Below are 23,345 nucleotides of genomic sequence, written 5' to 3'. Positions count from 1 at the left end.
ATAATTTTATAGCTTTTATTATGATACACATCATCATGGAATTTTAGTGAAGGGGAGTGAATAAGTTTTTAGTGAGTTATAAGATTATATCTGTGGTCATAATAGATAAGAAGGGACACTAAAGGTATGATCATAATATACTGTATAATTATAGGAGTGTAATTTTTCCAATTTTATTGGAAGAAATTCCTTTTTTATTAGGAAAGGAATAGGATTGGTTTTTTTATAAACATAGAGACATAGAGCCCATTGATTTAAATATTCAATATGTTCTGATTTTTTTATGGTTATATTATAATGATGAACAACAGATAATGATTTATCTGAGTATGTGGAGACGCTTGTTGGATAGATAGATCTGGATATTTTATGTAAGTAGCTTATTTTAAATATATAATCTGAACATAACTAATTATTCAGGTAATTAATAATATAGTTATCCGAAAGAATCAATGGTTTATTACAATGTTTCTTGTTTTTTTATTAAATTAGAATCTTCTGAGGCAGAAGCCATTAGGTCATGAATTTGATTAATATTAATCCGTTCATATAAGGTTGTAAATATAGATATTTGATGGTTTAGTAGTGGTTTTTCAATGTTAGACCAGGTTAATTTATGATTAAGAAATGATTCAGATCGCGTAGCCAGTGATGGCATGACTGGTTTAAGACATGTTATGAGTATACGAAAAAAATTGATTCCCATTGAGCAGATAGCTTGCAGATCAGTAGATCTATTATTCACTTTAGCTATAAGCCATGGAGCTTTAGTATCAATATAGCGATTAGCAATATCAGCTAATTCTATAATTTTACGTGTTGCATGATGAAATTCTCGAGTATGCCAAAAATCAGCAATATTGTGAGATGCATTAATAAATATTTGATATACTTTTGGATCCAAAAGATTGTTAGATAATTTGCTTTCAAAATGTTGGTTAATAAAAGAGGCGGTGCGTGAAGCAAGATTTACAATTTTATTCACGACATCACTATTAATACGCTTAATGAAGTCTTCAAGATTTAAATCAATATCTTCAATGCCTGACGATAGTCGAGAAGCATAGTAGTATCGAAGGCTATCGGCATCTAAGTATTTAAGCCAGGTCCTAGCTTGGATAAATGTGCCACGTGATTTAGACATTTTTGTACCATTGATTGTGAGATAACCATGCACAAAAATTTTAGTTGGTAAACGGAGGTTGCTACCTGCAAGCATGGAAGGCCAGAATAAACTGTGAAAATAGATGATATCTTTTCCAATAAAATGATAAAGATGTGTATTAGATTTTTTATCCCAAAATTCTTCAAAATTAATATTTTTGTTTTTATTGCATAAACTTTTGAATGTAGATATATATCCGATAGGAGCATCTAGCCAGACATAAAAATATTTTCCTGGTTCGTTAGGTATTTCAAAACCAAAATATGGTTTATCACGTGATATGTCCCATTGTTTTAACCCAGATTTAAACCATTCTATGAGTTTATTGACAACTGACTCTTGTAGTGTTCCAGAAGAAGTCCAGGTTTTTAGTAGGGTGTGAAATTGTGGTAAATCAAAAAAGAAGTGTTTAGATTGACGCAGAACAGGAGTTATTCCAGAGATGACTGACTTGACATCAAGTAACTCTGTTGCGGTATAAATTGATGCGCATACTGTGCAATTGTCACCATATTGATTTGGTGCTTTACAGTGAGGGCAGGTTCCTTGGACAAAGCGATCTGGTAAAAACATTTTAATTTTTTCGTCATACAGTTGAGAGATAGTACGAGTAATAATTAATCCACGTTCTTTCAAGCGTAAAAAGATCGTTTCAGATAACTCACGATTTTCTTTACTATGGGTAGAAGAGTAATGATCGTGGTTAATATAAAAATCAGAAAAATCATTCTTATGCTCTTGATTTATATTTGCAATCATTTCTTCCGGCTTTATTCCCATTTCTTTCGCTTTTAGCATGACTGGCGTACCGTGCGCATCATCGGCACAGATGAAATAAACTTCATGTCCTTGTAGTTTCTGAAAACGAACCCATATGTCTGCTTGAATATGTTCAAGCATATGTCCAAGATGGATAGAGCCATTAGCATACGGCAAAGCGCACGTCACTAATATTTTTTGTGGGATCAGGGTCATAGTAATGCTTATTATACCTTTTAAAATATAAGATATTATAGTAGCTGATGATTACTTTTTCATAAACTACGATACTTATAGTAAGAGAGAGTTTTATTCATAATCAATATGATTTTTGTTTAGATGTTAAAAATTTTAGCACATAAAATTTATTGTAGTATTTACGTTATTTAATCTTCTCAAGGTTGACTTATTATAATAATTTATTACAACATAAAAATTTTTTTACATATAACTATTGTTACTAATAGATCGCTAATTGTTTAATTAGCAAGGAGAGCTATAGCATGATTTAGTAGAGATACAGCTAGTATAGGTTAGTATGTTATGTCTATATTTGTAGTATTGCTAGAATCTATTCTATTTTGATTTTTTAAGAAAAAAGATCAAGATCTTAAGGACAGAAATTATACTTACGATCTGATGAAATAAAAAAATTTTTATAATGATTTATAATCATTATGTTATGACTTTAATGTTCATTCGTGTAAAACAGAATTAGTTAATGTGGTTGCGGATGATACGATTATCAGGAATTCTTTTATTTAAGATGTAGATGACTTGAACTTATTTATTTAGTAAAGATTAAAGTAGTATTATTCGCTTTCTCTAAAGAATATTATATCAAGGAATGATGAGATGAGCGAATATTATAAGTTATGTTTGGAATTTAAGATTAGATTAGTGTCAGAATGATTTATTAAATTTATGATATCGATTTACTTTAGTGCTATATTTGTACTGAATACGCTACTTCTGCAAGAGGTAATGATTCTATTATTGTGTTTTAGTTACTTCTTTTTAGTTATTTGAATATCAATGTATTTATATGGTTTTTTAAGGTTAATGTTATATTCATGGGGTAAATGATATTCAGACTCTTAGATCTAAGTGTACTATTATGTATAGGGCATTTTGATATATAGTCTTTTAATAAATACGGTAGAGCTAGTGTTATTAGTTTAATTATAGTATTATTAGTAGCACATTAGATTATTACTATCTATAATATAATATATTAAGATATATATATTTTTTATATATATTATTTGGGTTAAGGTGGAACTGTTTTTGTCATTACAGATTACTTTTAAGTTAGATAAAAAATGAAAAAATCTATTGTATTTAGCGGTGCTCAACCATCGGGTCAACTAACTATTGGAAATTATATTGGTGCAATACGTCAGTGGGTGAAGATGCAAGATACCCATGAGTGTATTTATTGTATTGTTGATTTACATGCCATGACCGTCCAAAAAGATCCTAGTGTGTTGCGTAAAGCCATATTAGATACAATAGCACTTTATTTAGCTTGTGGAATAGATCCTGAGACAAGTATTATCTTTGTACAGTCACAAGTAGCTGCGCATGCACAATTAGGCTGGATCCTTAGCTGTTATTCTTATTTTGGTGAGCTACAACGTATGACACAGTTTAAGGATAAACTAGCTTCTCATAAAGAAACTATGAATGCTGGTTTTTTTACTTACCCAGTTTTAATGACAGCAGATATTCTTTTGTATCAGACTCAAAAAGTTCCAGTTGGTGAAGATCAAAAACAGCATTTAGAGCTTAGTCGTAATATGGTTTTGCGTTTTAATGCGCGATATGGTGATGTATTTACACTACCAGAACCATACATTCTTCAGTCTGGTGGTCGTATTATGTCTTTACTGGAGCCTACTAAAAAAATGTCCAAATCTGATAATAACTGTAATAATATTATTAGTTTATTAGAAGATCGGAGATCTTTAGTGAACAAAATTAAAAAATCCTTAACTGATAATGATGAGCCTCCTATTATTCGTTATGATTTAAAAAATAAACCAGGTATTTCAAATCTTCTAAATATTTTATCCGCAATCAGCAACATTTCAGTAGATGTTTTAGAAATAGAGTTTTCTGGAAAGATGTATAGAGATTTAAAAAACATGGTGATAGATAGACTATCTGGGTTTTTAATAGAATTGCAGAGCTCCTATTCTTGTTACCGAAATGATGAAGTTTTTCTAGAACAAGTAATGGCAGAAGGGGCTAAGAAGGCGCGGCGTAAAGCTCATGAAACATTGAAAAAAGTTCATGAAGCTATTGGTTTAATTTATGTACCATAATAAATATTAGAATCATTAGGTTCAAAGATATAATGGTAGAGATTTATATTTTTGATTTTCGAAATCTATTTTTTTAGATAGAGAAACGATTGATTATGGTATAATATAAACTATTTAGAATAGGATAAGATATTAATATTTTTTATTTTGGTTTAATTAGTAATTAGTAAGAATGGAAGTTTGATTCAGTTGTCGTAATGTAGTTAATAACAATAGTCTAATAGATAAATTATTGAATATAAGATATTTTTGATTTTTCGATTTTAATTTTTTGAATTATTTATTATGTAATTGAATTACAATTCTAATTTAAATTAGATAGCACTGTAGTATTATATTAAGAATTGTATCTAAAAATTGTGATAAATAGTTCAGCAAACATATATAGATGATTTAATCATAGATAAGGTTTACTATAGTAGTATTGAAAATATGCCAAGTTAAATATTTTATATATTATATGAATGTAAGTATTTTAACATAGTAGGTTTATATGATCTAGTAATAGACAAATTAATTGATTTCTAATATTGAAAAACTTAGTCTTAGCTATGAGCCAAACATCCAGGATGAATACTTAAAATAGTTTAAATAAAAGAATATTGTAGAAATTTCTATAGATCTGTATCTATAAATTAGTAAAAATACTGACTTGAAAAGATTATATATGATTTTGGTGTTTATATGTTTGGTGTGATTTGTCAATTCATCTTAGTTATTAAAAAATAATTTATGTTTGGAGAATGTATATGTCACAGGTGTGTCAAGTTACGGGCAAGCGTCCAATGATAGGAAATAACCGATCTCACGCAATGAATGCAACAAAGAGACGATTTTTTCCTAATCTTCATTCCCATCGTTTTTGGGTGCAAAGTGAAAAACGATTCGTTAAACTACGGATATCTATTCAAGGTATGCGTATTATTGATAAAAAAGGTATTGAGGTAGTTTTAGATGACCTGCGTGTATATCATAGGAATATTTAGATAAGGGGTATTTTATGGCAAAAGGGATGCGTGAGAAAATTAAATTAATTTCGTCTTCTGGGACTAGTCATTTTTACACAACAACAAAAAGCAAACGAAATAATTTAGAGAAGCTTGCATTAAGAAAATTTGATCCAATTATTCGAAAATATGTCATTTATAACGAAAATAAGATTAAATAATCTATTTAATGTCCTGTGAATATAAGCTGCAATATATCTTTGGGCTTTGGTATGAATAGAAATTTCATGCTCTTATGCCTCAACAAGGATGTATGATAATAGCTATTTTATATAATTCTCTGATAGGAAGTAGGTGTAGTTAGTACTAAAATCAGTATTAGAGTATAATGCTAATATCAGGTAGTGAGTGAATAATTAGAATCTTTTTCTTAAAATGGATTCATGTGGTTTATTCTTTTTAAGAGATAATTGATATAGTTGATGACTATCAGAATATTATTATTTTTCAAATAGATGATGGTTCGTGGATAGTTTAATTTTTGACATTCTTTAATTATAAAGAAGTTAAAAGAATGCGAGATATTATCTATGCATGTTGGTGAATAGGCCAACAGCGTGATTTTGTATATTATGAGCATCTAAATATATTATATTTTTTAGAAAAATTTATTCTATAGTATTATGGTTTTTAAAGTTTTTCATACTAATTTTGTTTCAAAATAAGGTAAGTATATATTTCTTTCTTTAGTTATGAAGTATTTTCATACTATTTATATAGAAGATTATTCTAGAAAATAAACATCATTATTTTGATTGCTTTTTCTAGGATAAGGTTACTAATTATTTTAATTAAAATTAATTAATTATTAAGGATTCAGAATAATATATTCTTTTATATAAAAGATTTTATCAAATGATCTACATATTTATAGGTAAAATGACTTACTGAGTAGAATTCTATATTGATAATTAGTTTGTGATGCCTGAGTGTTAGATGCAGTTGATTAATAGTTTTCGGTATTTTGGTAAAAATATTCTAGAAGAAAGGTTATAGTTGTATTTTTATTTTTTATTTCTGCGAACTATTGATCTTAAGAGTAGTATTTTTTTAAATTGTTTTTTAGAATTGTTGGTTTAGATATTCTATCTATGGTTAGTTTTTTAAACTATTCTGATTTATACAGTTTATTTGTTTTGTTTATAAGAATATTACTTTCTCACAAGAGAGTAGGTAAGTTCGTTTCTTCTGATTAGAAGAAATAGTTATTTATTTTTTTGAGAATAATATGCACAGATATCCTTGGTTAAGCTTGAGTTACAAAAAGATTCTCACACAACATCTTCTACAGAGAGGGCATCATGCTGTTCTCATTCAAACAGTTCCAGGGATGGCTGTAGAGATACTGATTTTATCTATGGCTCGATGGTTAATGTGTCACAATCCCTTAGGTTTGAAAAGTTGTGGACAATGTCATTCTTGTCGGTTAATGCTAGCTACAAGTCATCCTGATTGGTACCAACTAGAGTCTGATAAAAATACAAATATTATTGGAGTAGATGTTATACGAAAATTAATAGAAAAAATTTATCACCATGCTAGGTTCAATGGAGCTAAGGTAGTTTTTGTAGTAGATATTGAAAAGTTAACCGAGTCGGCATCAGGTGCATTATTAAAAACCCTAGAAGAGCCACCTCCAAATACCTGGTTTTTTTTAATCAACTATGAGCCTTCCTCTTTTTTATCTTCATTGCGTAGTCGATGTCTTGTATGGTATTTACCAATCTTGAATGAGACAGAAGGTGTGAGATGGCTAAAAAAACAGATCTCAGAAGAGCCTGAGAAGCTGAGTACAGCATTGCGTTTATCTTCTGGTGCGCCTCTAGCTGCTTTATCATTATTAGATTTAAAATATTGGGAGTCTCGACTTCAGGTTTGTCGTAGTTTATTAGATAATTTGACAGGTGATTTGTTAGGGTTACTTCCTATATTAAATCACAGTGATGTATTAAATCGAATTTTTTGGCTCTGTTCTTTGCTTGTAGATGCGGAAAAATGGAATAGGGATGCGGGAGAATTTATTAGTAATCTTGACCAGAGGGAGTTAATTGTTCACCTATCTAATGTATTAAGCCCCAAGGCTTTGAGCATAAGTTCTTACGAATGGATGATCTGTCGTTCACGATTATCAAGGATAGCTGGTATTAATGTCGAGTTATTATTAACAGAGCGATTGTTGTGTTGGGAGGCTCTTATAAACAATAATTAAGAAATACGTATATAAACAGTATTGAGTGTTTCAGTAAAAGATCAGTTTATATAAAAAGTTCAAATAAAGTGGCCTTAATAGAAGAATTAAATATAATTAGATTATAGTAATAATAGTTTATATCTGTGTCATAAGAAATAGAGTATCTTTAAATCTATATTAGATCAATGCATTACAGAATAGCATTTATTATTTCATATAACACGTTTGGTTGGTGACTAATATATGACTGAGAATTTTATATTAGATATAAATAAGATTACAAAGTTAGTTGTTCTGAAATTAAACGTAAGTGTAATTAATTTTATAATATCACAGATACTGTGATGATCGTATATTATGTTTTATTGCTCAGGTTCTAACATACTTTGTAATAATTTGTCATGAGTTATTCTTTTATTATTATATGTATAGAAATCATTTTGTATATTTTGACAATATAAGATATTGCATTATGTTCAGATGAATTTTAATTCTGGTCAGTTGTAAAATATAGCTTAGATTTAGTTATTATATCTACTAGATTTTTATTTTTAGATTTATATTTGAGTTATAAAATAGATTCGTTATTTAGTATGATCAGTAGATAATATTGATTAATGTGATGATAAGTGAGTTATCTTAAGACTAAGGATTGTTATGAGCCCGTTGATAATGACGGTATAAGGGACAATAAAATATTAGAGTAGAAGTGTTCAATCAACAGTATTCCTTTATTAAGGATAGGCTATAATATAGCTTGGTTTAATTAGGTGTGTATAATTTAGTTGGTTGATTGATTAGAGATCATAAATCTATTCATTTCCTTTGAATTTAGAGATGGACTAGTAAAAGTAACTAAGTATGATACAGAGTATTCTAAATAACAATTATAGTAAAACATAGTGATTATCATGTTTTTAGTGCAGTATCTACTGAGTGATATTTAAAACTTTGGGTATTCTACAATAATATTTTTGTATTTTAGAATAGTATTAACTATTAGTTGATGTAATATTAGTTACGTGGATACCCTATGAAGTTTATTTGATTTTTTTGCATTAAGAGCTTATTAAAGAAAGTTATTTACTATAACCTAAGATGGATATCTTTGAAAGATTTTTTATATTTTTACATAGGATAAGAATAGATGTAATAGATCATTTTTTGCTAAGAGTTGACTACACTCTTGGTATTTGGTGTCTCTAATGGAGAGGTAATTTAGTACCCAAATGTAGAAGAAATTGTCTATATAATATTTTGGATTATTCAGCAATATTTAATGTTTATTAAACTACTTATCTCTTCACTTGGATAGAGAGTTTTTATTACTATCTGTTTTGGTTTTAAATATTATAATATAAATTAATTTAAGATGGTTTCTATATAATATTTGAGTGTTGATTAGAAGAAAAGATTATTATGATCTAATGAAAATTAGTAAAAAATAGAGTTTGAGATCTGATTGCTTGTAAGTCTTATGGATTGTAACTTCCATAAGTTTTTTTACTTAACCATAAAGGCATAAAATACTATAGTATAATTCTATACAAAACTACCGTTTTGTTAGTTTTCGTACAATACAATATCTAATAATGTTTATTTGATATTTTTTTACTAAAGTTATTTAAATAAATTGTTTTTTTGTATGATAATTATAAAAAATTAGACATAAATCATTCTGATGGATATGATGTCGTTTTTTTTAATGAGACTATATTAAAATGTTTTAATAGTCTCTTTGTCTGGAAGTATGAACTTAATACGTGCGTATAATATAGTAATATAAAGTATAGAATAAAAAGATTATAGACGCGAGTATTTCTGTAATGATTATTTACTGTTTCCATTTTACTAAAAGTACTATACTAATAGTAAAAAATATAGTACTTGGAAGTACTACTGTTGGGATTGGAGGTATGTGATAAATTAAGCTTAATGGTCTAAAGATTTGATTTATTAAGTAAAAAGCGCTACCTAAACCACCTCCTATAACTATTTGTTTAGTGGTGGACATGTTTTTAAGAGGGCCAAAGATAAATGATAATGCCATGATCATCATGACTGCTACCGCAAGTGGCTGCGATATCTTCCCCCACATGTTAAGCTGGTATAGATCAGAATTCTGACCGCTTTGCTTTAAAAATGATATATAGTGATATAATCCACTAATTGATAATGTTGTTGGGTCTAATGTAATTAAATCCAGTCTATCGGGTGTTAAAGATGTCCTCCATTCTTTATTTAATATTTGAACATTTTTTATTTGATGCGGATCAGCTAGATTAGTTTGAGAGACTTTTTTTAAATCCCATACTTTTTTATTAATATCGTATATTGCAGACGATGCATAGCATATATTTTGTAGATTATGGTTGTATCCCAAGGAATAGATACTAACACCCAGAAGTTGTTTGTTATTGCAGATATGTTCAATAAAGATAAAGTCATTATTGTCTTTAGCCCATAACCCTGATTTAGTAGTTAAGATACTATGATTAGTCAGTTTATCAGTTCGATATGTTCGTGCAATCGCCTCACCCTGGGGAGCGATAAATTCACCACCCGCTAGGGATAGCAACATAAGTGGAATTGCGGTTTTAATTACAGATTTAGTAATTTTTATACGTGTAAAGCCTGACGCTTGCATTACCACTATTTCTCGGTGTCGTACAAGGGACCCCAATCCTATCAAAACTCCAAGTAAAGTTGCCATTGGTAAAAATATTTCAATATCTTTCGGCATGGTAAGCAATGTGTAGACAAAAGCACTTAGAGCTGTATACCCTCCTTTTCCGGTCTGTCTTAATTGGTCAAAAAACTTAATCATACTTGAGAGTGATACCAGTAAAAACAATGTTGTCATAATCATTTTATACATAGTTTTACCAATATATTTATCAAGAATTCCAAACATATTAGAGATCTCCTCGGTGAAAAAACCATGCACGTAAACGACGGACCAGTAGTGTATCCCATGTGTTACACAGTATACTTGCTGTTAGATAGGAAAAATTAATTATCCACATTGATAAAGCAGGGTTCATTCGGTTTTGATTACTTGCTGAATGCATCAAGCTTTGAAGTAAAAAAAAGATTAGATAAAGAAATATTGCGATAAGTATTGATGGTATGCGGCTTTTTCGGGGATTAGCTATGCCTAGTGGCACTGCCATTAATCCCATAACTAATACTGAGAAAACCAGTGTGAGGCGCCAGTGTAATTCACTTCTGTTCAAAGGAGAGCTAGAGCTAGTGACCCAAAGGGTATTTAGATTAATTTGATCAACATTGTATTTTTGAGTTATTGATTGATCATGAGTCAGTATTAATTGATAGTTTTTAAAACTGGTAATTCGGAAGTTATCTAGTACTGGATGACCTTGAAAGCAAGTACCTTGAGAAAGCGTAGTAATACTAGAATTATTACTATAATCTGATATTTTTCCATTTTTTGCGATAATTACATAAGGTATGGTATTATCTTTTTTTCTTAATTTAGCAAGAAAAATATTTTTTAATTGATTTCCTGTTCTTTCTTCAATAAATAGAGTAATTTGTCCGTTTTCAATTGTTTGAAATTTTTTAGGCGAAAGAATAGCTGAACCAGGATTCGATCGAATTTTTTGCAATATTTCATGTTCATAGTTAGTAGACCAAGGTTCTATCCAGCCATTATTAAGTATAGATGCCAGTGTAGTGAATGTAATTAAAATCATTGCAACTTTAATAAGCGAGTTATGACCGAATCCACACGCTTGCATTACTGTGATCTCACTATCTGTACAAAGGCGCCCAAGAGTGATGAGAATAGATAAAAAAAGGCTCAACGGTAGGATTAGTTGTGCCATTTTTGGCATACCCAGTCCTAAGATCGTTAATATGGTATTAATAGCAATTTCTCCTCCCTCTACAGAGGAAAGAGTTTTTATTAATTTTTGAAAAAAGAAGATGAAAAGTAAGATAAAAAGAATAATTAGTTGATTCTTAATGGTCTCCCATACTAGATATCTGGTAATAATCACACGTAATACGCCTTTAAAATCTTTTTAGCAAATTCTTAATATAGTCTCTGATATGTGAGTTTTCGTGTTAATGAAACATAGCATTGAAAATATTCTATATTAACCAAGCAATCTGGCTAGGGAAATATTCTGAATTAGAGTGTAATTATTTATAATTAATTAATACAGGTCTCTAAATAGATAGATTGGATGTATTCAGATCAAAGATAGATAAACAGACACCTCTATCTAATAGAAATACGAGATAGTATTTATATATGATGCTTTTGATGATCTCATAAGTTTTATGTTTAGTTGTTATATCTAAAGATATTATTATTTTATTAGTAATGGCTGAGATTACAGATTTTAATATAATTAATAGATTATATATCTATTTTTCTATTTTGATGTGTTATAGAAAATCCTTAACATTTATAAGTATATGAATTTATATAGTTTGTTTTTTTACAAATTCATTATTTTAATCAGAAAAAATGAATTACTATGTTACTAATTAGGTTTAACAATCGAAAGAATAGAGATTCAATGGATTGCTATATCACTGATTTAATAATGGCATTGAGATTCTAAGTATTTATAATACATTTCATGAAATGTTGAAAAAATAATAGAGAGACCTCTCTTTAATATAGAGTCTAAAATCAGTAGCTTTAGTAATCAGTCTGATTTTTACAATATTTGAAATAAATTTTCTTACTTTATATGCATGTTAATCAGCTAAGGGTGGTGTTGATTTTTCATGTGATTTTTTAATAAAAATTGTTGTTAGAATTATAACTATTCTCAAGCTTTAACATGGTATAAAGATGCAAATATTGTGACATAAAATTATCAATATTAATTATTATATCTTAAATACATATTTGTATATTATAAGATTAATAAATAACACAAATAGCTTATTTTAACGTATAGTTTTATGAGGTTACATTTAAATGAACTTAAAGTATTACAATTTCACTTAATTAGAGAGTATTAATAAGTCTTTTATTTTTTTAAGGTTTGTCAAGATTATCTTTTATGTCAATGAAATACTAAGTATAGTATTTGAGAAGAGTACAATGCATTACTTCAAAAGTAAGAGATATTTCTTGATTTTTTATTTAATATCGAGAGTTCTTTATATTTGATCATTCTCTCAATTTTTAATTTGTCTAATGATGATAGATGTTATGTCTAATATTAGAGAATAATTTTTACATATTTTAAGAAAGTGAACTCTCGATTTTTAAATGAAATTTTTAAGACTAGCGTATAATAAAGGAGTTTTATTTATTCTTTTTGTGTATTTTTTTTGTGTATACGCTGAAAAATTTCTTCACGATGTACTGCTATATCTTGTGGCGCAGCAATACCAATACGCACTTGATTACCTTTAACACCTAGTACCGTTACGGACACTGTTTCGCCAATCATTAGGGTTTCACCCACTCGACGAGTGAGAATAAGCATATTGTTCTCCCAGAGAGATTAAAAGATTTGATGTGATATCATATATAAGATTCATTCACATATTCTGTAATTGTATCTCTTGTATTGGAGATACTTTTTAAGTTGAAATCTCGTGTGTTTAGTAAGGCCGTGTCGCTGCTTGCATGAAAGTAAGATGGATTGTAATATTTTGATTGCATAAACGAAAGGTCTTCAAAGAATATCACAAAATATTTTTTATATTATTTTGTTTTTTATAAGATACTTAACCTTTATGGTTAAAGTCTAACTTTAATTATTACCCCGCTCTATGCAATAGAGCAGGGTAATAATTTTTAAAGAGATTCATGGGTCATATAAATTATTAGTTAATTCTTTTTTATCTGAACCAGTATCTTTTATATTAATTAGAATAGAACACTAGTTTTTTCTTTGAACATAGAGAAATTTTAGAGTAGACATTACAGGTTTTCCGATAGCCATTCTTTAATGTCAATTAAGGCTTTTGGTAGTGTGGTAATATTGAAGCCCATTGCTTGAGCTATATTAGGATGACCACCTCCCTTTCCATCAATTTTTTTAGCTAGTATTTCTATAATGCTACAAGCTTGGATTCTCCCTGTGAGATCAGAAGTCACACTAGCAATTATAAACACTTTTTCATCAATAATATTTGCTAGAACGATAATTCCTGATTTAAGTTGGTTTTTCAATTTTTTTACTATGATATGTAATAGTTTGGGTTCAAGATTATTTAAAGTATATACTAAGATCTGAACTCCTTTTATTGTCATAAAATTATTAGCCAGTAAGTTTTTAGTCTCAAGGGCTTTTTGTTGATATAGTGTTTTTATTTTTTCTTCTAAATTGTGGGTATGATTTATGAAGGAGTGAATTTTTTCATATATATTATAACGATTAGCCTTCAAAAGGTTAGTTATATTTAATAACTGTTCATTTTCTTTTTGTAGTATTAACAAAGCCTTGTCTCCAGTAACTGCTTCGATACGACGAACTCCTGCTGCTACACTGGATTCAGAGCGTAGGTGAAACAGGCCAATATCACCTGTTCTTTTAGCGTGAGTGCCTCCACACAGCTCAATAGAGAAATCACTTATCTTTAGGACTCGTACATAATCACTATATGTTTCGTTAAATAATGATATGGCTCCATATGATTTTGCATCTTCTAGTTTCATAACATGAGTTTCAATCCGTGAATTTAGTCGAATTTTAGAATTAATGATTTCTTCAACGGTATGTATCTCTTCTAATGTCATAGGTTTATAATGAGAAAAATCAAAACGTAAAGAAGAGTCACTTACCAATGATCCTTTTTGTTCAACATGTTTTCCAAGTACTTGTTGTAAGGTTGCTTGTAAAAGATGGGTGCTTGAGTGATTTAAACAAATACGTTTTCTTTTTTGTTCATTTACTTGTATTATTACTGTATCACCTATATGTAATTCACCGGTGATCATTTGACCACTATGCCCAATAGCTTGAGAATATTTTTGTGTATCATGAACAGAAAAATGAGAATTTTTTTTATCATATAGGTTGCCGCTATCACCTATTTGCCCACCAGATTCCGCATAGCAAGGCGTGCTTTCAAGAAAGATGATTCCATTTTTACCAGGTCTAATAGTTTCTACGGTGTTTCCGTTAATATTAATAGCAGTAATTACTGTTTGTAATTGTAAGTATTCGTATCCTTTGAATATGGAGGATTGAGTCGTGTAAATTGCGTTTTGATTTTTAGCATAAAAACGACTGCTATTACGAGCTTGTTGGCGTTGTTGTGTCATTGCATATTCAAATCCAATTTTATCAATTTCTATATTATGTTGTTTGCATATGCCTTCAGTCCATTCTAGAGGAAGCCCGAATGTATCATATAAACGGAATACAATATCACCGCCTAAGGTACGATCTGAAAGTTGTGTGATTTCTGTATTTAAAAGCGATATCCCTCTCTCTATATTTTTGGCGTACTGTTCTTCTTCAGTTTGTAGAATTTTTTCTATGTGTTTCTTTTTTTTGATAAAATTATTATCATTTATATTCATAATTGCAATTAAAGGATCTACAAGTTTAAAGAAAAATGTTTCTTTGGATCCCAGCATTTTTCCATGATGTACTGCGCGTCGAATTAGACGTCGTAATACATACGCTTGGTTATCATTTGATGGAATAACTCCATCTGCAATTAAAAATGCGCAGGATCGAATATGATCTGCGATAACATGTAAAGATTTATTATTTAAATCTGTTGTACCTATGGTTTCGGCGACTGACTGGATTAGTTTAGTAAAAATGTCAATTTTATAGTTTGAGTGTACATTTTGTAGGATTGCTGTAATTCTTTCTAATCCCATGCCAGTATCAACGCATGACTGAGGTAGGGGTAACATAGTGCCATTTAATTGACGATTAAATTGCATAAATACAATATTCCAGATTTCAACATATCTATCACCATCCTCACCTGAGGTGCCAGGAGGGTTGCCAACAATTTTGGGTCCATGATCAAAAAAAATTTCAGAAGAAGGTCCGCATGGACCGGTTTCGCCCATGCTCCAGAAGTTATCGGAATCATATAGAGCGTTTTTTTTGTCACCTATGCGAATAATTTGATTTGGTAATACTCCGATATCTTTTTTCCAAATGTTAAAGGTTTCATTATCGCCTTCATAGACAGTAACCCATAATTTTTCTTTTGGAAGATTAAACCAATGAGGGCTAGTTAATAATTCCCAAGAAAAAGCAATTGCTTCGTGTTTGAAGTAATCACCGAAGCTAAAGTTGCCCAGCATTTCAAAAAAAGTATGATGTTTGGGAGTAAAACCTACTTTTTCTAAGTCGTTATGTTTTCCACCAGCGCGCACACATCTTTGAGAACTAGTGGCTCGAGAGTAGTTTCGTTGATCTTTACCAAGAAAAATATCTTTGAATTGATTCATTCCAGCGTTAGTAAATAATATTGTTGGGTCATTTTTTGGAATCAGGGAGCTGCTAGATATAATTTTATGTCCTTTTTTGTGAAAGAAATTAAGAAACATTTGGCGAACTTCTGAAGTGCTTGGTTTCATATTTTTACCTTTACTGTTCTTATTTATTTTTTTTTAATTATCTCTTTATATTTATATTCTAAAAAAATAAATTATTATAGATTTAGTCAATTTTATATAAAAAATAAAATGAGTTAGTTTACAAATTACTAACTGGAATTAAATCTTTTTAAACGTAATAGATATTGTTTAGAAACTAGAGTTTTTCTTTTATAGGTATTGTTTTTATTTTTTAAGAATTTTATTTAGTATATGTGTAGAAATCTTCATAAGAACAATGTAGTACATTATGTCTTCTTTAATTTAAGTGCATGACTGTTCTATTTGTATTTAGGTACTTGTATAAATTAGAATACAGGTATTTTATAGATTCGTTGGATAAAAAAGAAATTATTATGTAGATTTGGCTTGATCAAAATATGAATATTGGATTACATAATAAGTTTTGTGCTAAAGAGTCGATTGAATTAGTAGTATTAGAGTGCTTAGATAGTAAATATTAGTTATTCTCATGGATACTAAGTTAGGTTTTTGTATAATTTTTTTCTACGGTATAAGTTTTTGACTGTTAGATACAACTCTAAATGATGGCATATAACACTGATTATAATATTATATTAAACTATCTCGATGAGTAGTTTCAGATACTCTGAGTGTAGTTTGTATAGTATGTATTCCAATATATTGATAAAATGTATAATAAATTTATTCTTCATTAAATTTTTACATACATAGGTAATCAAATTGTATTTCGATCTTATGTTTACAAGTGATTAAATATATTTACTGATATTAGTATTTTAATACTCATTGAATGTCGTCATGGTTCTAGAAGTTTATTGGTCATGTGTAGTGCTGTATCGTGTATTATAGGAACAGATATATATCTTTTATATCATTTAGGTGCAAATCAGGCTCATATTTACTGTAGGCTTAACTCTACTTAGTCACTTTTCTCTTATCATTTTATTTTTATATTATAATATGTTATCTATGAAGTTATTGGTTGGCTTGCTTTTAGATTAGATTGTGGAAAGCGTAGGATTTGATGAGTATAATATAGTTTATAATATACAGTTTAAGTATTTTAATATTTTGATTTTAATTTTTATATAGTTTTTAAGTTATTATTAAAGAGATTGATTTACGAGTTAGATCGATATTGCTTTATATACTAGATTACTTTTCAGTCTATACTGTTTGTACCAATATTTGTGTTTTTTATATATCGTATATTTATGATACTTAAGTGTTAGTGAGTAATTATTCATTAAAAGGATATGTATTGAATTTTTTCTATATATTTGAATGGATATTGTATCGTATTGTATATCATATAATCGTAATTGTTTTAAACGTTAATTTACATAAGGAAAGTTGTGAACTAAAGTTAGTGATTATAATGATTTAATTTCAATTCTAGTGTATTTATTTTATAAATAACAAGATTGTTTATATGGTTTATCAATATAGTTCAAAACTAATGTTTTTATTTTAATGCTTATTGTTAAGTTTAATACATACTAATAACCATGTTAGGTTAGTTTTTGATACATTACTTTATGCGATTTGTATAAGATTGCATGCTAAATTAGAAGAATCTTTATGTCAAATATATCTTTTTCTAAAGAAGTGGCGCGACGACGTACTTTTGCTATTATTTCTCACCCGGATGCTGGGAAGACTACCATTACGGAAAAAGTATTGCTCTTTGGGCAGGTTATTCAGATTGCTGGTTCTGTAAAAGGTTCTTTTTTTAATAGATCCGTTAGATCGGATTGGATGAACATGGAGAGAGAGCGGGGTATTTCTATTAGCACTTCGGTTATGCAGTTTCCTTATCGTGGGAGTTTAATTAATTTACTTGACACTCCGGGTCATGCAGATTTTTCGGAAGATACTTATCGAACATTGACTGCTGTAGATTGCTGTCTTATGTTAATTGATGCAGTAAAGGGTGTGGAGGATCGAACTTGTCAGTTAATGCATGTTACTCGTTTACATCGTACCCCTATTTTGACTTTTATGAATAAAATGGATCGTGAGATTCGTGATCCTATTACAGTTATGGATGAGGTGCAGAGTAAGTTAAAGCTTGTTTGCTCTCCAATTACTTGGCCTATTGGTTTTGGTAAGTTATTTAAGGGTGTTTATCATTTGTACAGACATGAGGCCTATTTATATCAGTCTGGTAGGGGGCACATTATTCAAGAAGTTCGTGTAGTAAAGGGTCTGAATAACCCAGAGCTAGAGATAGCCATTGGTGAAGTTCTTGCTAAGCAGTTACGAGAAGAAGTTGAGTTAGTAGAGAGCGCCTCATCAGTTTTTGATCGTCATCAGTTTCTTCAGGGTACTATGACGCCAGTATTTTTTGGTACTGCATTAGGTAACTTTGGTGTTGATCATGTTCTTGATGGCATAGTGGATTGGGGGCCTTCACCATTGCCTCGTTATAGCAACGAGCGGATTGTAACTGCAATGGATCAGGATTTTAGTGGTTTTATTTTTAAAATCCAGGCTAATATGGATCGAAAGCATCGTGATCGTGTAGCATTCATGCGTATAGTTTCTGGAAAATATAGAAAAGGAATAAAATTACATCACGTGCGTACTGGAAAAAATCTTGTTGTTACTTCTGCTTTAACTTTTATGGCCGGTGATCGTTATCAGACTGAAGAAGCCTATCCAGGAGATATTATTGGATTACATAATCACGGCAAGATCCAAATTGGTGATACTTTTACACAAGGTGAAAAGATAAAATTTTTTGGTATTCCAAATTTTGCACCAGAACTTTTTCGTCGCATTCGCCTGTGTGATCCATTAAAACAAAAACAGCTTCTTAAGGGTTTGGTTCAGCTTTCAGAAGAGGGTGCGATACAGATATTTCGACCATTAAATAATCATGATTTAATTGTTGGAGCGTTAGGTGTTTTACAATTTGATGTGGTAGTTTCACGTTTAAAAAATGAATATAATGTGATAGCAGCTTATGAAGAGATGAAAATTGTTGCTGCACGATGGGTTACATGCATTGATACGAGTAAACTTGAGGAGTTTCAAAGTAAAAATTCAACTTACTTGGCGTTAGATGGTAGTGAAAATCTCACGTATATTGCTCCAACTATGGTTCATCTAAGTATTATTCAAGAACGATATCCGGAAGTAGTTTTCTGGAAAATGCGTGAACATTAATTTTAATATGGTTTTTTAATTAATAAGAAGTTTAGATTTTTATGTGATAAACGAACTCTTATTTTAAAAAAATTAAAATTTTTTATGATATTGTTAATGTATAATTTATAATATTTTTATATTCTAATCGACAAAAATATAGATAAGGATGGTCAATTAAGAGTTACTAGATTAAATTGAAAGACTAGTACGTAACAATGATCAAATATTTTATTTTATATACTAAGTTATTTATGAAGTTGTAATCATGTTTTTGTCTTTTATTAGTTATAAGAAAATACATTGAGATTTATGGTTACCAGAGTTATCCCTTAACTAAGGGATAATATGGTTTTTCTTATTATATCAAGAAATATAGCTATTAGTTTTTTGTAGGAACCATTATTTATGGTTGGTATGTGATTTATTGCGGTGGTCTGAATGATTAATTAATTTATACTTATATTATATTAATCTATGTGGCATTAAGATAATGTTTTTTTGTATAAATTTTATGTCTTAAAGAGACAGGCATAGGTTATATGTGTTATTTATAATTAAATAATTAAAGCTTAATATAGTTTGTTCATAACATATAAAATATAGTTTTTAATTTACGATAGGTAGTTAGTTGTATCGATAAAAATTATTACTAGCGGGTTTTGTTTATATTTTATCTCTAAGAGATAATTATGAATTTTATTTTTTATTTTTCTAAATAATTCCTATGTATTTGACTATTGTTTATTTCTTGGTTTTCTTAACTATTTTAGTCTGATTTATGTTGAATTTTTACTGTATATATTGTAAGTATATAAAAATATATATTAGTATTTTATATATGTATAACAATGAGTAGGATAGGTTTTTATTTTTTATATATTGGTCGGTTTTTTTGTTGATGTAATAAATTTCTATAGTTTTTTCCTAAAGGGCGATATATTTCTACTCGATCACCATTATGCACTTGTGTGGATAATTTAACTAAATTACCAAAAATACCAAATTTATTTTTTTGAAGAATAATATCTTTTCGAGTTGTTAGTATTCCAGATTTAATAATAGTTTGCTCAACTGTGCTTCCTTCCTCTATGGTTAAGTGATAACAATATTGTTTATGAGGCAGTGCATAAACAACATCAACTATAATTTTTGTCATCATATATTTTTTTAGCGCGGGAAATAAAGGAATAAATAATCTTTTTATTGATGTTTTTAAACAGATTTTTAAATGTAATAGCGATTAGTCTATTGGTAAACTTTAAATTCAATATGAGCCTCACTTGGCAGGAGTTTTCACTTATTGGTATAAAATACCAGCTGCCATTAAGTTGAGAAAATGGGCCTTCTAGTAACTGTATATGGATGCTTTTATTAGAGATAAGAGTATTTCGGGTAATAATGGTCATTTTTATTCCGGATTTCTCAATATCTATAGAAGCAGTCATTTGTGAAGAGTTACAAGTTATTATTCGACTACCAATACATCCAGAAAGGAACTGTGGATAACATTCGATGTCATTTACAAGAATATACATTTTTTCAGAACTGAATGGCACCCATGATGAACAAATAATATTAGACATATTAATTCCAGTATTTTCTTAGACAGTTATTGCACCTGTTATAATTATGTATATGGATTTGTCTGACTAATTTCATGTTAGCATAATGAATTTACTCATAGTATATAGAACCCATGATTGGAAGTGTGTGTAAATATAGTAACTTGATTCATATTTTTTTTATTATCACCGCGCTTTTATGCTAATCAGAAGTATTAGTTTTTTTATAAAACATATTTATGTGTATTTATAGCTCTTTTTTATAAAAACTTGATTTGAAGCATGGACCAATGTAATTCCAAGTATTGTTATTTATTTAGATAAATATCATAGTATTATGATTTTTCTACAGTATGTTAATAGATAAAATATTGATAATATTAGGTATAATTAATAGTGTTTTATTTTATTTTTTATAAATTAGTCTATTTCAATGATATTGTTTTATAAAAAGTGAATCGGATTCATTTTATTGGCATGTCTGATTTTCAGATGATAATATGTTATTAGAAGAAAAAGTATGAAACGAAGTATTATGGTTTTTATCTAAATACATTTACTAATGGAAAATAACTTGACACACTATTATGTTATATTTTTATAACATATTTCACTAGTGATTGATAAGAAGATATTATATAATTGTTTATATAAGTCTTGTCAGTAGAGTCAGGCATGAGAATTATTATGAATTTATACTAACTAGTAGTTGTTTTTTATTTAGAAGAAAAAATAACAATATGTGTATGTTATTTTTTAATTATTTTTGACTGAGCCATTTACTTTAGAACGTATATTTTGATAAGTTTAATAGTTTTATCTGTTTTTTTAATTTGATTTTTAACAGATACTTCGATAGTTAAATAGATAAGCAGTAGAAAATATATTTTGCAAATTTTATTCAAAAAATTGGATATTTTAATACAGAGTCAATAATTTAGAATTAATAAGTTTGAGGTATTGAGTAGAATTTGGATGATGAATACAAAACAGAATTTAGTGCCTACTATTATTTCAATAAATAAGCACGCTCGTTATAATTACTTTATTAATGAAATAATGGACGCTGGATTACTTTTACATGGCTGGGAAGTAAAATCTTTGCGTGCAAAGCAAGTGAATATTCATGATAGTTATATTGTCTTCAGTGACGGTGAAGCTTATTTATGTGGATCCACATTTCAGCCACTCAGTCTTGTATCATCACATATTACGTGTTTACCTAACAGAAAACGTAAGTTGCTTTTAAAAAAAAGTGAACTAGATTGTCTTATTCGAAAAGTCAATCATGATGGATACACCGTGATAGCTTTATCAATTTATTGGAAAAGTGCTTGGGCTAAGCTTAAAATTGGGATTGCACGAGGGAAAAAGAAGTATGATAAGCGTAATGATTTAAAAGATCGTGAGTGGAAATTACATAAAGAGCGTATAGTAAAAAATATTAATTGCGTATTTATTAGAAATTAGTATAATATATTTTTTATTAGTAATAACTATTACTTAGAATTATCAGTAGTAACTATTACTTAGGATATGGGGCTGATCATGGATTTGACAGGATGTGTAAAGCGGGAGGTGCATGCCGAGGGGCGGTTGGCCTCGTTAAAAGCCGTATAAATAGTCGCAAATGATAAAAACTTTGCACCTGTTGCGTTAGCAGCTTAATTCGTTTAATAAACTGAAGGTGCCCTCTCTCTTCATATTCTCTTCTCTTAGAATAGAAGAATAGAGAGGTCAAAATTAAAAGAGATCGCATTGATATCTTGCTTGGGGTTGATATGTTAAATTAAATCAAGCTAGTTTTTTAGTTGCGTGTCCATTCGCGGCTAATAAATAAAATCTAATAATAGGACTAAGCATGTAGTGCCAATTGTATAGCCATTCTGGACGCGGGTTCAACTCCCGCCAGCTCCACCAATTATTAAAGTATTAAGGTAAGTCATCGTGGTTTGCATTTTACTTAAATGGGTTACTGGTGACTTTGATTTATTGCATTATATACATATACATATACATATATGGTTTTTGATTAAGAGCTAAGGTAGTTTTGCACTAATTTATTTTATAGTTTTTGTTAATGTTTTCTTTTGTTTATATAAAAATATAATATTGAGTTAAAAAGAAAGGTAGAGATAAGATTTATATCTTATATAAGTTAAGAGAAGAAGTAAATATACTGAAATATTTTAAAGGAGAAGAATAGTATTTAATACTGTCGATTTTATAAATAAATGATAATTAACTATATCTAATATATGCTTAGATATCAAAGAAGCTATATATTTTTTTATTAGAAAATCAGGATTTTAATATTAACGTCATTATTTTGAGAACTATCTATGAAACAGTTGATTTATTTTAACAAACTGTTTCAAAGTTAAGATAAATTGGTGTGAAAATATATTATACTTTTATTAAGTTTTGTATCAGAATTGTAGAATATTCTATTGGATATCTTAGAAAAGAATTAAGCTTTAATAAGAAATAAGGTTCTAAATGATCATTCAGTTTCTTAAATGCAATGTCATACATCATAGACATTCATCTAATTTTCTATACTTAGAAAATAGTAATTAAGATTTTTAATAGAATGATTTATGGATCAATGAATTTTTTTATTTTAAGAT

General features: G+C 28.8%; 12 protein-coding genes, 1 other RNA gene and 1 pseudogene. 7 read left to right on the top strand and 7 right to left on the bottom strand.

Annotated elements, in window-relative coordinates; translation table 11 throughout:
• Nucleotides 1-490 precede the first annotated feature (490 nt).
• Nucleotides 491-2,140: pseudogene (metG, locus tag HACICURV3402_RS02840) on the bottom strand (methionine--tRNA ligase); the annotation flags it as partial.
• A 1,106-nt stretch (nt 2,141-3,246) separates the two neighbouring features.
• Between metG and trpS the strand changes: the two are divergent.
• The 4 genes from trpS to HACICURV3402_RS02820 all read left to right on the top strand — a co-directional run bounded on the left by trpS (nt 3,247) and on the right by HACICURV3402_RS02820 (nt 7,467).
• On the top strand, nt 3,247-4,251 hold the full coding sequence (gene trpS, locus HACICURV3402_RS02835; RefSeq protein WP_157992806.1) for a tryptophan--tRNA ligase: 1,005 nt from the start codon (nt 3,247-3,249) through the stop codon (nt 4,249-4,251).
• A gap of 749 nt (nt 4,252-5,000) precedes the next feature.
• Entirely contained in the window at nt 5,001-5,237 is a 237-nt protein-coding gene (rpmB, locus tag HACICURV3402_RS02830; protein WP_157992206.1) for a 50S ribosomal protein L28, read from the top strand.
• A gap of 14 nt (nt 5,238-5,251) precedes the next feature.
• Nucleotides 5,252-5,419: a 50S ribosomal protein L33 gene (rpmG, locus tag HACICURV3402_RS02825; RefSeq protein ID WP_157992805.1), complete on the top strand. Its 168-nt coding sequence runs from the start codon at nt 5,252-5,254 to the stop codon at nt 5,417-5,419.
• A 1,091-nt stretch (nt 5,420-6,510) separates the two neighbouring features.
• Nucleotides 6,511-7,467 (top strand): DNA polymerase III subunit delta' C-terminal domain-containing protein, encoded by a 957-nt coding sequence (locus tag HACICURV3402_RS02820; protein ID WP_331869764.1) that lies wholly within the window; start codon nt 6,511-6,513, stop codon nt 7,465-7,467.
• 1,816 nt (nt 7,468-9,283) lie between these two features.
• On the opposite strand, the gene lptG is transcribed toward HACICURV3402_RS02820, so the two are convergent.
• The 4 genes from lptG to alaS form a co-directional block, all read right to left on the bottom strand.
• Nucleotides 9,284-10,363, bottom strand: a complete 1,080-nt coding sequence (gene lptG / locus HACICURV3402_RS02815; protein ID WP_157992803.1) for an LPS export ABC transporter permease LptG — start codon at nt 10,361-10,363, stop codon at nt 9,284-9,286.
• A 1-nt stretch (nt 10,364) separates the two neighbouring features.
• Complete coding sequence (lptF, locus tag HACICURV3402_RS02810; RefSeq protein WP_157992802.1) at nt 10,365-11,471, bottom strand: LPS export ABC transporter permease LptF; 1,107 nt, start codon at nt 11,469-11,471, stop codon at nt 10,365-10,367.
• Nucleotides 11,472-12,746: 1,275 nt separating this feature from the next.
• Entirely contained in the window at nt 12,747-12,926 is a 180-nt protein-coding gene (gene csrA, locus HACICURV3402_RS02805; RefSeq protein ID WP_157992801.1) for a carbon storage regulator CsrA, read from the bottom strand.
• Nucleotides 12,927-13,366: 440 nt separating this feature from the next.
• Entirely contained in the window at nt 13,367-15,997 is a 2,631-nt protein-coding gene (gene alaS / locus HACICURV3402_RS02800) for an alanine--tRNA ligase (RefSeq protein ID WP_157992800.1), read from the bottom strand.
• 1,584 nt (nt 15,998-17,581) lie between these two features.
• Here alaS and prfC point away from each other — a divergent pair.
• On the top strand, nt 17,582-19,171 hold the full coding sequence (prfC, locus tag HACICURV3402_RS02795; RefSeq protein WP_157992799.1) for a peptide chain release factor 3: 1,590 nt from the start codon (nt 17,582-17,584) through the stop codon (nt 19,169-19,171).
• Between the two features lie 847 nt (nt 19,172-20,018).
• On the opposite strand, the gene HACICURV3402_RS02790 is transcribed toward prfC, so the two are convergent.
• Nucleotides 20,019-20,312, bottom strand: a complete 294-nt coding sequence (locus HACICURV3402_RS02790) for an RnfH family protein (RefSeq protein ID WP_162297969.1) — start codon at nt 20,310-20,312, stop codon at nt 20,019-20,021.
• The gene (locus HACICURV3402_RS02785) at nt 20,290-20,736 is read right to left on the bottom strand and encodes an SRPBCC family protein (protein ID WP_157992797.1); all 447 of its coding nucleotides are present in this window, start codon (nt 20,734-20,736) and stop codon (nt 20,290-20,292) included. Before HACICURV3402_RS02785 ends, HACICURV3402_RS02790 begins: the two co-directional genes overlap by 23 nt.
• A 954-nt stretch (nt 20,737-21,690) precedes the next feature.
• Between HACICURV3402_RS02785 and smpB the strand changes: the two genes are divergently transcribed.
• Both smpB and ssrA read left to right on the top strand, forming a co-directional pair.
• Nucleotides 21,691-22,185: an SsrA-binding protein SmpB gene (gene smpB / locus HACICURV3402_RS02780; protein WP_157992796.1), complete on the top strand. Its 495-nt coding sequence runs from the start codon at nt 21,691-21,693 to the stop codon at nt 22,183-22,185.
• A 68-nt stretch (nt 22,186-22,253) separates the two neighbouring features.
• Nucleotides 22,254-22,635: a transfer-messenger RNA gene (gene ssrA / locus HACICURV3402_RS02775) on the top strand.
• Nucleotides 22,636-23,345: the final 710 nt, after the last annotated feature.

The sequence above is a fragment of the Candidatus Erwinia haradaeae genome, assembly GCF_900698925.1.
GTDB lineage: Bacteria > Pseudomonadota > Gammaproteobacteria > Enterobacterales > Enterobacteriaceae > Erwinia_E > Erwinia_E haradaeae_I.
The sequence above is the reverse complement of the archived record's forward strand: the minus strand, read 5'-3'. Positions and strand labels throughout refer to the sequence as shown.